The organism is Pseudomonas sp. B20(2017), from assembly GCF_002113125.1.
In the GTDB taxonomy this organism is placed as follows: Bacteria; Pseudomonadota; Gammaproteobacteria; order Pseudomonadales; family Pseudomonadaceae; genus Aquipseudomonas.
This window is the reverse complement of sequence record NZ_NEJP01000001.1, coordinates 154,997-165,995: the sequence shown is the minus strand read 5'-3', so window position 1 is coordinate 165,995 and position 10,999 is coordinate 154,997. Positions and strand designations below refer to the sequence as shown.

The window sequence follows — 10,999 nt, the reverse complement described above, 5'->3', positions numbered from 1 at the left end:
GAAAATGACCGACAACAGCATCAACAAAGCTTTCGAAGCCGAATGCCGCGAGCAGATCGCCCAACAGGGTGACGACCAGAAACTCACCGGCCTGGCCCGGGATTTCTTCAACGAATCGGCCAAGCACAAGTACAGCTACCACTTCTCGTGGATGGGCCGTCCGATCATCCAGCTGCCACAAGACATGATGGCGATGCAGGAAATCATCTGGCAGGTGAAGCCGGATCTGGTTATCGAGTGCGGCATCGCCCACGGCGGTTCGATCATCTACTACGCCTCGTTGCTGGAGCTGCAGGGTCACGGCGAAGTGCTGGGCATTGACCTGGACATCCGCCCGCACAACCGCGAAGCCATCGAAAGCCATCCGATGAGCAAGCGCATCAAGATGATCGAAGGTTCGAGCATCGACCCGGCCATCGCTGCCCAGGTACGCGCGGCAGCCGAAGGCAAGAAAGTCATTCTGGTACTCGATTCCAACCACACCCACGACCACGTGCTCGAAGAGCTGCGCCTCTATGCGCCACTGGTGTCGGTCGACAGCTACTGCGTGGTGATGGACACCGTGGTTGAAGACATGCCGGCCGACTTCTTCCCGGATCGTCCATGGGGCCCGGGCGACAACCCGAAGACCGCCGTGTGGAAATACCTGGAAGAGAACAAGGATTTCGAGATCGATGTTCAGTTGCAGAACAAGCTGCTGATCACCGTGGCGCCGGACGGCTATCTGCGTCGCGTTCGTTAATTCGCAACATCACAAAAGCGTTGTCTCGGCGAGTCGCCGGTTGTGGAGAGAAGTTATGCAAGGCAAGTTCGGTTCTGAATTGACGCTACCGCTCAACGAGCTGTTGACCGTGGTGCTGATTACGCACAATCGTCCGGCGTTCCTGCGTCGGGCGGTCAAGTACTACGGCAGCCTGCCCTGCAGAATCATGGTGCTGGACTCCACCGCCGAGCGGCCTGAAGGCGATTTTTCTTCGGTCGATTACCACCACGTGCCGCAATTCGCCTATTGGGGCATGCAGGCCAAACTGGCCTATGGCGTGGAGCAACTGACCACGCCATACATGGTGCTGGCAGCCGATGACGACTTCATCCTGCACGATTCGCTCGCCGAGTCGGTGGGCTTCCTGGAAGCGAATCGCGACTACGGCATGTGCCACGGCTACTGCCTGATGTACCTGACACTGGCCGGTGGCGTGAGCTACTACCGTCGCGACAAGAAAGTGCAGGAGGACTATGCGTCCGAGCGGGCGCAGGATCGGGTCCTGGACTACATGAGTCAGTACATCCCGCCGTTCTATGCGGTGACCCGTACCGACCTGATGAAAACCTGGCATTCGGCATTGCCGCCGGGCACCAGTTTCCAGTGGCAGGAAATCGGCCATGTTTACTTCCTGCTGGCCAGTGCCAAGGCACGGATCCTGCCGATACCGTACGTGGTGCGGGAGATCAACTATGGCAACTCCGAGCACAGCACCGAGGTGTACCACTCGCTGACTTACATCGATCCTAAATCAGTGGCCGAGCGCGAAGCCTTCGCCGAGTTTCTGGCGGGATTGCCGACTGGTATCAAGGATCTGAATGCAGAGCAGGGCAAGGCCTTTGCCCTTAAAAGTTTCGAGGCGATGGTCGACAGCCTTCAAACCAATCGGGCCCTGACGGCAGAGCTGATTATCCAGTCCACCTGGAACCAGGAACTCAAGCGTCCGGATCGCCGTTTCGGACCTCTGCAGTACGTCGAAATGCCGTTCTACAACCAGGCGTTCTTTGATCGCCTCGCGCAGTTTGAATTCATGCTGCACGCGATGCCGGCCGGCCGCATTCAACTGGAAGGTCTTGAAGGGGTGTGGACCCGTCAGGCGCATCTGATCGAGGCGCGCAACAACGATACCCCTGAAAGTGTGCTCGACCGTCTGTGGCAGGCCCACGACCTCAACGCGTTCAACCGCACCGTCGCCAAACGCCTGGCGGTGCAACTGGAACTGTCTGGCGAGGATGACGAAGCGCAGACGATGCGTGACTGGATCGCCCGCATGGAAGCGTTGACCGTCGCCGACCATCAGCAGGTGTTTGACAAGATGCAGTCCGGGCGTCTGCTCAAATGGCTGGCGTCGCGTCAGGCGGATGCCGGGCAGATCGCGTCGATTACCGAACACCTGGCCGCCAACGGTGGTGGCCCGCAGTTCGGCATCTTCCTGGTGGACATGGATAACGATATCGACAAGTTGCAGGTCAGCCTCGACAGCCTGCTCGAAGGTCAATCCAAGGCGTTCCGCATTGTCGTGTTCACCACTGGTGAAGCCCCGGCAGCGACCACTGCGCAGAACACCCTGCACTTTGTCCGTGTTACGCCGGACAACCTTGTCGACAAGCTTAACCAGAGCGCTCGTCAGTCGCCTTGCGACTGGTTGCTTCTGGCCGAAGCGGGGGATGAGTTCACCGCCGGCGGCCTCTTGCGCGCCAGCCTGGAGTTGATGAATGCCGACGGCATCAATGCCGTTTCCACGGACGAGATCCAGCGACGGGAAAACGGTGCGCTGATGGACGTGTTCCGTCCGGGCTTCAATCTCGACCTGTTGCTGAGCCTGCCGGGCCTGATGGCGCGGCACTGGCTGGTCCGGCGTGAAGTGCTGCTGGAAGTCGACGGCTACCGCGCCGATTTCAGCAAGGCGCTGGAGTTCGACCTGCTACTGCGCATCATTGAGCAAGGTGGCCTGAACTGCCTGGCGCACCTCGATGAACCGCTGCTGATCACTCAGGCACCGCAGCTGGAAGAGAACGCCCATGAGCGTCTGGCATTGCTGCGTCATCTAGGCAACCGCGGTTACAAAGCCAAGGTCACGTCGGCGCTGCCGGGTGTTTACCAGATCGATTATCACCACAGCGATCGTCCTCTGGTGTCGATCGTTATAGCGGCCGGGGACGATCTGCCTGCTCTGCAACGTTGCCTGGAAGGTGTGCTGTTGCGCACCCGTTATCACAAGTACGAAATCCTGATTGCAACCAAGGCTTCTCAATCGGCCGAGGTCAATGACTGGCTCGGGACTTATCAGCATCCGAAAGTCAGTGTGCTGCGTGCCGATCAATCGCTCAGCACGCCCGCACTGTGCAACGCGGCCAGCCAGCAAGCTCAGGGCGAGTTCCTGGTGCTGTTGGCGGCGGACGCCGAAGTGGTCAATCCGAACTGGCTCGACTCGCTGCTCAACCATGCCCTGCGTCCGGAAGTCGGCGTAGTTGGCCCGAAACTGGTCGACCGCGACGGCAAGGTCAGCCAGGCCGGCCTGATCCTGGGCATGAACGGTGGCGTCGGTTCGGCATTCGTCGGCGAGAAACACGATGCCGAAGGCTATCTGTACCGGTTGTCCGTAGATCAGAACTACTCGGCGGTTTCGAGCGTATGCCTGATGGTGCGCAAAGAATTGTTCGAGGCTCTGGGCGGTCTGGACGACAGCACGTTCGCTGCCGGCTTCAGCGATGTCGACCTGTGCCTGAAGGCCGGCCAGGCCGGTTACCTGACCGTCTGGACGCCATCGGTGCAAGTCATCCATCAGGGCGAGATCGATCAGGCAAGCCAGGCACTGGCTGCATTGCAGGAAAAATGGGCGGCGACTTTCGCCGGGGATCAGGCCTACAACGCCAACCTGAGCCTGATCGGCAAAGGCTTTGTTCTGAACGACAGTGCTTCGCTGAACTGGGCACAGTTGATCGCCTAGGTCGACAGGGAACGGGACTCAAGACATGTTCAACGGAAAATCGATTTTCATCTCCGGCGGCACCGGCTCGTTCGGGCGCAAGTTCATCGCGCGCCTGCTCGAGCAATACCAGCCCAAGCGCGTGGTGGTCTTCTCGCGGGATGAGCTCAAGCAATACGAAATGCAGCAGACGTTCAACGCGCCGTGCATGCGTTACTTTCTCGGTGACGTGCGCGACGCCGATCGTCTGCGTCAGGCCATGCGCGGCATTGATTACGTGGTGCATGCCGCGGCGTTGAAGCAGGTGCCGGCGGCGGAGTACAACCCGACCGAATGCATCCGCACCAACGTCAACGGCGCGGAAAACATCATCGCTGCCGCCATCGACAACGGCGTGAAGAAAGTCGTCGCGCTGTCCACCGACAAGGCCGCGAGCCCGATCAACCTGTACGGCGCCACCAAGTTGCTGTCGGACAAGTTGTTCGTTGCCGCCAACAACATCGCTGGCGAACAGCAGACGCGTTTTGCCGTGGTGCGCTACGGCAACGTGGCGGGTTCGCGCGGCTCAGTGGTGCCGTTTTTCAGCCAGCTGATCGCCGATGGCGCGACGGAGCTGCCGATCACCGACGAGCGCATGACCCGCTTCTGGATCACCCTCGATCACGGCGTGCAATTCGTGCTCGACAGCTTTGCGCGGATGCACGGCGGTGAAGTGTTCGTGCCGAAGATCCCGTCGATCCGCGTGGTCGATCTCGCGCGGGGAATGGCCGAGCACCTGCCGCACAAGAACGTCGGCATCCGTCCCGGCGAGAAACTGCACGAGCTGATGGTGCCGCTGGACGATGCGCGGATGACCCTGGAGTTCGCCGATCACTACACGATCCAGCCGTCGATTCGTTTTACCAGCGTCGACGTGGATTTTGCCGAGGACAAACTCGGTGAACGTGGCGTGCCGGTCGGCGAAGATTTCGAGTACCGCTCCGACACCAACCCGCACTTCCTCTCGGTGGGGCAGATCGCCGACCTGCACGCGAAGCTGTCGGTATGATTCCCTACGGTCGGCAGAGCCTCGACCAGACGGACATCGACGCGGTCGTCGAGGTGTTGCAGTCCGACTGGTTGACCCAGGGCCCGACCATCGAACGCTTCGAGCAGGCGGTGGCCGAGCGTTGTCAGGCCGATTTCGCCGTGGCGGTGTGCAACGCCACGGCGGCGCTGCACATTGCCTGTCTGGCGGCGGGGCTCGGCGCAGGCGACCGCTTGTGGACCACGCCTAATACCTTTCTCGCGTCGGCCAACTGCGGCCGTTATTGCGGTGCCGACGTGGATTTCGTGGACATCGATCCGCTGACCTGGAACCTCGATGCCGAAGTTCTGGCGAACAAACTCGATGCTGCCGAACGCGACGGTACGCTGCCCAAAGTGCTGGTGGCGGTGGCGTTCTCCGGGCAGAGCTGCGACATGCGACGAATCGCCGAACTGGCCGAGCGCTACAACTTTACCGTGATCGAAGATGCGTCCCACGCGGTCGGCGCAAGCTATGCCGGGCGCCCGGTGGGTTGCGGTGAATTTGCCGCGATGACCGTGTTCAGCTTCCACCCGGTGAAGATCATCACCAGCGGCGAGGGCGGCATGGTGCTGACCAATCGCCCGGAACTGGCCGAGCGTCTGCAACGCCTGCGCAGCCACGGCATGACCCGCGATCCGCAGCAGATGACCGAGCCCAGCCATGGCCCGTGGTATTACCAGCAGGTCGAGCTGGGATTCAATTACCGGATCACCGATCTGCAAGCCGCGCTGGGTCTGTCGCAGCTGAGCAAACTGGACGACTTCATCGCCCGTCGCCGGGAGCTGGCCGCGCGATACGACCGCTTGCTGGCGTACTTGCCGGTCACCGTGCCGAGCCTCCAGCCGGAGGCCGAATCGGCCTGGCATCTTTACGTGGTGCGTTTGCAGACCGAGCGCATCAGCCTCAGCCACCGTCAGGTGTTCGAAGGCTTGCGTGCCGCCGGCATCGGCGTGAACCTGCACTACATTCCGGTGCATCTGCAGCCGTATTATCGTGACCTGGGTTTCGCCGAGGGGGACTTCCCCGAAGCCGAGCGTTATTACGCCGAAGCGATCAGCCTGCCGCTGTTCCCGTTGCTGAGCGATCAGCAGCAGGACTACGTGGTCGAGCAATTGCGTCGGTTGACTGAATGATTGCCGCCGCGGCGGTGGATGGAAAACGGTAATGCGTGATCTGAGCGAGCAGGAACAATTCTGGCAGGGCGAGTTCGGCAACCAGTACGTTGACCGCAACGTCGGCCAGCCACTGGTGGCGGCCAATCTGGCGTTGTTCGCCAAGGCGCTGTCACGGGCCGGGCGGATCGACAGCCTGATGGAACTGGGCACCAACGCCGGCAACAACTTGCAGGCGCTGCGTCAGTTGCTGCCACGCTGCGAGCTGTTCGGGGTCGAAATCAATGCCAGTGCCTGCGCCCAGGCGCGTGCGCTGGAGATTGCGAACATCTGGCACGGCTCGCTGTTCGACTTTCCTCGTGAGCGCCAATACGACCTGACCCTGAGCAAAGGCGTGCTGATCCATCTGGCGCCGGAGCTGTTGGCGACAGCGTATGCGCAGTTGTATGAGTTGAGCTCGCGCTACATCCTGATCGCCGAGTACTACAACCCCTCGCCGGTGGAGGTGTCCTATCGCGGTAACAGCGGCAAGCTGTTCAAGCGTGATTTCGCCGGGGAAATGCTCGATCGCTATCCGGATTTGCAACTGCTGGACTACGGCTTCGGTTATCACCGCGATCCGCAATTTCCGGTGGACGACATCACCTGGTTCCTGCTGGAAAAACGTCCTTGAACAACGTCGCAATCATCCCGGCCCGCGGGGGCAGCAAACGCATTCCGCGCAAGAATCTCAAGCCGTTCGACGGTGTGCCGATGATTGTCCGTTCGATCCGCACGGCCCTCGATTCAGGGTTGTTCGAGCAAGTGGTGGTCAGCACCGATGACGAAGAAATCGCGGACGTGGCGCGGGCCAGCGGTGCTCAAGTGCCGTTCATGCGTCCGGCGGAACTGGCCGATGATTTCACCGGCACTGCGGCAGTGATCGTGCATGCGTTGCAACAACTGCCGGCTTTCGATTACGCCTGCTGTGTGTACGCCACGGCGCCGCTATTGCAGGCGCGGTTTCTGCGTCAGGGCTTTGAGTTGCTGGCGCAGCATCCGGACAAGTCCTTCGCTTTTTCGGTTACCGATTTCGGCTTTCCGGTGCAGCGCGCCCTGACCCTCGACGGGCAGGGCGCGCTGACAGCGATGTATCCCGAATTTCGCAATACCCGTTCGCAGGATCTGCCGGCTGCCTTTCAGGATGCCGGCCAGTTCTATTGGGGCCGTAGCGAGGCCTGGCTGGGTGGCGAGGTGCTGTATTCGTCGGCCAGTCTGCCGGTGATCCTGCCCCGGCATCTGGTGCAGGACATCGATACCGTCGAAGACTGGAAGCGTGCCGAATACCTTTACGCCGCCCTCAAGGCTGGTGGAGAGCTGCAATGAGAGTGCTGATCCGCGCCGACGCCTCGCCGACCATCGGCAGCGGCCACATCGCGCGATGCCTGACACTGGCGCGAGTGCTGCGCACGCAAGGCAGTCATGTCGCGTTCGCCTGTCGTCGTTTGCCGGGGCATCGGCTTGATGCGTTGCAGAGCGAAGGCTTCGAGACCTTCGCGTTGCCGGATCGCTATGTCGGTGAAGACCCGGAGCAGGCCATCGAATCGATGCTGCCGTGGCAGGCGGATATCGATGCACTGGCGACGCAGCTGGAAGGGCAGCCTGAGTTTGACTGGGTCATCGCCGATCACTACGGCCTCGACCATCACTGGCAGACCGCAGCTCGTCGCTTCGCACCACGGATCGCCGCCGTCGACGATTTGGCGACCCGATGCTACAGCGTGGACCTGTTGCTCAATCAGAACCTCTCCGGGCTCAGCGAAAACTATCAGCCGCTGCTGCCGGCCGGATGCCGAACGCTGCTCGGTCCGCGCTTTGCCATGTTGCGCGAAGAGTTCTGTGGTCCGGTCATCGAGATCAAGTCTGTGGCGCGTCGGGTGCTGGTGAATTTCGGCGGCTTTGATGCGGCGCGCCAGACTCATCACGCGATGCTGGCGCTGGCGGATTTTTCCGGGCTTGAAGTGGATTTCGTCGCCGGTGCCGACAACCCGGCCTGGGCAAAGATGCAGGCGCTGGCCGAAACGCGGCCACACTGGCGCCTGCACAGTTTCGTCAGCGATTTTCATCGACGCATGACCGAGGCCGACCTGTTTATCGGCGCCGGCGGCGGCACCAGTTGGGAACGCGCGGCCCTGGGCCTGCCGACGATCTGCATTGCGGTGTCGAACAACCAACAGGCCAACGGCGAAGTGATGGCGGCGGCCGGGGCGCATGTGTTCATGGGCGCGCGGGAGCAGGTCAGTGTCGAGCAACTGCGCGATGCCATCGGCTTTGTCGTGGGCAACTTTTATCTGCGACAGAGCCTGGCTGAGCGTTCGCGGCAACTGGTCGACGGGCGCGGTGCGCTGCGGGTGGCGGCGGCACTGGCCGGTGCGGTGCTCAAGTTGCGTCTGGCGACGCCGGATGACGCGCAGTTGCTGTTCGAGGGGCGCAATGCAGAGGCGGTGCGCCGCTGGTCACTGGACAGCGGGGCGATTGACTGGACGCAACATGTGAACTGGCTGGGCGCGAGCCTGCGCAATCCTCAGCGGTTGCTGCTGGTGGCCGAGGCGGATGACGGCCCGGTCGGCGTCCTGCGCTACGATCTGCGCGGCTTTGAGGCAGAGGTTTCGCTGTATCTGCTCGAGGGGCGTTTCGGTCTGGGTTGGGGCAGGGCGCTGCTGGCGCAGGGTGAAGCTTTTGTATCCGCGCACTGGCCGCAGATGACCGCCATCACCGCCCAGGTGTTGCCGGCCAATCGGCCCTCGATGAATGTTTTTCGTGACGCCGGGTTCACCCAGAGTGCCTGCGCGTTCAGCAAGGTTTTGAAGGAATCCAGTCAATGAGCAGTTTCAAGATCGGCAACCGCCAGATCGGTGCCGATGCGCCGCCGTTCATCATCGCTGAAATGAGCGGCAACCATAACCAGTCGCTGGACGTCGCCTTGCAGATTGTCGAAGCGGCGGCAAAGGCCGGTGCGCATGCCTTGAAACTGCAAACCTACACTGCCCAAACCATGACCCTGGATCTGGCGGAAGGCGAGTTCTTCATCAAGGATCCGAACAGTCTGTGGGCCGGTACTTCGCTCTACGACCTGTATGAAAAGGCCCACACGCCCTGGGAATGGCATGCGCCGATCTTCGCCCGGGCCAGGGAGTTGGGCATGCTCGCGTTTTCGACGCCGTTCGATGACAGCGCCGTGGACTTTCTCGAAAGCCTTGAAGTGCCGGCGTACAAGATCGCCAGTTTCGAGAACACCGACCTGCCGCTGATTCGCCGCGTGGCCGCGACCGGCAAGCCGCTGATCATTTCCACCGGCATGGCCAGCATCGCCGAACTCGACGAAACCGTGCACGCTGCCCGCGAGGCCGGGTGCAAGGATCTGGTGCTGCTCAAATGCACCAGCACCTACCCGGCGACCCCGATCAACAGCAACGTGCGCACGATCCCGCATCTGCGTGATCTGTTCGGTTGTGAGGTGGGGCTGTCAGACCATTCGATGGGCGTCGGCGTGTCGGTGGCGGCGGTGGCGCTGGGCGCGACGGTAGTGGAAAAACACTTCACCCTCGACCGTTCAGCCGGTGGGGTGGACGCCAGTTTCTCGCTGGAACCGGCGGAACTGGCCAGCCTGGTGGTCGAGACCGAGCGCGCCTGGCAGGCGATGGGCCTGGTGCATTACGGCGTGACCGAGGCTGAGGAAAAGTCGCTGGTTTACCGCCGGTCGCTGTACGTCACGGCCGATATGGCGGCTGGTGAACCCTTCACGGCGGCCAACCTGCGCGCCATTCGTCCCGGTCTCGGTCTGCCGCCCAAGCACACCGATGCCGTCCTCGGGCGCCGTGCGCGCCAGTCGATCAAACGCGGTACGCCGCTGGACTGGTCTTTGATCGAATGACCCGATCTGTCGCCGATTCGGCAAAATAGCGTGACCTGCGAGTCATAACGCGCATCTTCACTGTATTGTAATGACCGGGGAGATGGCGCCTGGCCCGTTTTCGGTTCCAGTGATAGCCCTTCGCGCTCCCCGTGGCTGCCCGTTGTGGCGGCCGTTTTCTGTTTGTCGGCGCCCCTCGAATCCTTGCGAGCGGTGGTATTGGGCTGTTTATTATTGGGAAGCCGTAATGATTGGCATAAAAAGCATTGCGAGCTACGTTCCTGTAGCCGGCGTGGACAATTACGCACAAGGTGCAAAATTCGAGAAGGATGAAGAATTCATCCTCGGCAAGATCGGTTCGGCCTTCCTGCCACGTAAAGACGCGGAACAGGAAACCTCCGATTTGTGCGTTGAAGCGGCCAATGCGCTGTTTGCCAGCAATCCGGATCTGAAACGTGAATCCATCGATGCGCTGATCGTCGTCACCCAGAACGGTGACGAAGAAGGCCTGCCGCACACCGCGGCCATCGTCCAGGACAAGCTCGGCCTGCCGACCAATGTCGCGGCGTTCGACATTTCCCTGGGCTGTTCCGGCTATGTCTACGGCATCTACGCGATCAAGGGTTTCATGGAAGCCGCCGGCCTGAAGAACGGTCTGCTGATCACCGCTGACCCGTATTCGAAGATCGTTGATCCGGAAGATCGCAACACCACCATGCTGTTCGGCGACGCCGCCACCGCGACCTGGATGGGTGAAGACCCGGTCTGGGCGCTGGGCAAGGCCAAGTTCGGCACCGACGGTTCCGGCGCACCGCACCTGAAAGTGACCGATGGCGTGTTCTTCATGAATGGCCGTCAGGTGTTCAACTTTGCGCTGCTCAAAGTGCCGGCGCACTTGCATGAATTGCTCGATGATTCTGGCCTGAAGGCCGATGACATCGACGCCTTCTGCATCCACCAGGGCAGCGCGGCGATTGTCGACGCCGTGGCCCGACGCTTCGAAGGCGAGCCGGAGAAGTTCATCAAGGACATGGTCGAGACCGGTAACACTGTTTCCTCGAGTATCCCGCTGTTGCTGGAGAAGCACGCGCTGGATTCCACCTGGAATCGTGTGGCACTGAGCGGTTTCGGTGTTGGTCTGTCGTGGGGTTCGGCGATTATTTATCGTCCTTGAATCCGCTAAAAACGACGAATACAAAAATAGCGTTCAAGGGTTAACCTTGAACGCTATTTT

Annotated in this window: 9 protein-coding genes; all 9 read left to right on the top strand. The window is 61.2% G+C overall.

The genetic code is table 11. From position 1 onward, the window contains the following. The first annotated feature begins 4 nt into the window (after positions 1-4). The gene (locus tag CAF63_RS00830) at positions 5-742 is read left to right on the top strand and encodes a cephalosporin hydroxylase family protein (protein WP_007958324.1); all 738 of its coding nucleotides are present in this window, start codon (positions 5-7) and stop codon (positions 740-742) included. Positions 743-797: 55 nt separating this feature from the next. Continuing rightward, positions 798-3,713 carry a TIGR00180 family glycosyltransferase gene (locus tag CAF63_RS00825; RefSeq protein ID WP_085683014.1) on the top strand — a complete coding sequence of 972 codons (2,916 nt, stop codon included), beginning with the start codon at positions 798-800 and terminating at the stop codon, positions 3,711-3,713. A gap of 25 nt (positions 3,714-3,738) precedes the next feature. Continuing rightward, positions 3,739-4,740 (top strand): UDP-N-acetylglucosamine 4,6-dehydratase (inverting), encoded by a 1,002-nt coding sequence (gene pseB, locus CAF63_RS00820; RefSeq protein WP_011333032.1) that lies wholly within the window; start codon positions 3,739-3,741, stop codon positions 4,738-4,740. After that, positions 4,737-5,894, top strand: coding sequence for a UDP-4-amino-4,6-dideoxy-N-acetyl-beta-L-altrosamine transaminase (gene pseC, locus CAF63_RS00815; RefSeq protein WP_085683013.1), 1,158 nt, complete (start codon positions 4,737-4,739; stop codon positions 5,892-5,894). Before pseB ends, pseC begins: the two co-directional genes overlap by 4 nt. A gap of 31 nt (positions 5,895-5,925) precedes the next feature. Then, positions 5,926-6,546, top strand: coding sequence for a pseudaminic acid biosynthesis-associated methylase (locus tag CAF63_RS00810; RefSeq protein ID WP_085683012.1), 621 nt, complete (start codon positions 5,926-5,928; stop codon positions 6,544-6,546). Further along, positions 6,543-7,238 carry a pseudaminic acid cytidylyltransferase gene (gene pseF, locus CAF63_RS00805; RefSeq protein WP_085683011.1) on the top strand — a complete coding sequence of 232 codons (696 nt, stop codon included), beginning with the start codon at positions 6,543-6,545 and terminating at the stop codon, positions 7,236-7,238. The genes CAF63_RS00810 and pseF overlap by 4 nt, the downstream gene beginning before the upstream one ends. Continuing rightward, a complete protein-coding gene (pseG, locus tag CAF63_RS00800) occupies positions 7,235-8,737 on the top strand; it encodes a UDP-2,4-diacetamido-2,4,6-trideoxy-beta-L-altropyranose hydrolase (protein ID WP_085683010.1) in 1,503 nt (500 codons plus the stop codon). Before pseF ends, pseG begins: the two co-directional genes overlap by 4 nt. Then, complete coding sequence (gene pseI / locus CAF63_RS00795) at positions 8,734-9,786, top strand: pseudaminic acid synthase (RefSeq protein WP_085683009.1); 1,053 nt, start codon at positions 8,734-8,736, stop codon at positions 9,784-9,786. The genes pseG and pseI overlap by 4 nt, the downstream gene beginning before the upstream one ends. A 226-nt stretch (positions 9,787-10,012) precedes the next feature. After that, positions 10,013-10,939: a ketoacyl-ACP synthase III gene (locus tag CAF63_RS00790; protein ID WP_085683008.1), complete on the top strand. Its 927-nt coding sequence runs from the start codon at positions 10,013-10,015 to the stop codon at positions 10,937-10,939. Positions 10,940-10,999: the final 60 nt, after the last annotated feature.

What these genes read in the sequence shown, in the direction of transcription:
- CAF63_RS00830 (WP_007958324.1), top strand. Translation starts at nt 5, where the DNA reads ATGACCGACAACAGCATCAACAAAGCTTTCGAAGCCGAATGCCGCGAG.
- CAF63_RS00825 (WP_085683014.1), top strand. Translation starts at nt 798, where the DNA reads ATGCAAGGCAAGTTCGGTTCTGAATTGACGCTACCGCTCAACGAGCTG.
- pseB (WP_011333032.1), top strand. Translation starts at nt 3,739, where the DNA reads ATGTTCAACGGAAAATCGATTTTCATCTCCGGCGGCACCGGCTCGTTC.
- pseC (WP_085683013.1), top strand. Translation starts at nt 4,737, where the DNA reads ATGATTCCCTACGGTCGGCAGAGCCTCGACCAGACGGACATCGACGCG.
- CAF63_RS00810 (WP_085683012.1), top strand. Translation starts at nt 5,926, where the DNA reads ATGCGTGATCTGAGCGAGCAGGAACAATTCTGGCAGGGCGAGTTCGGC.
- pseG (WP_085683010.1), top strand. Translation starts at nt 7,235, where the DNA reads ATGAGAGTGCTGATCCGCGCCGACGCCTCGCCGACCATCGGCAGCGGC.
- pseI (WP_085683009.1), top strand. Translation starts at nt 8,734, where the DNA reads ATGAGCAGTTTCAAGATCGGCAACCGCCAGATCGGTGCCGATGCGCCG.
- CAF63_RS00790 (WP_085683008.1), top strand. Translation starts at nt 10,013, where the DNA reads ATGATTGGCATAAAAAGCATTGCGAGCTACGTTCCTGTAGCCGGCGTG.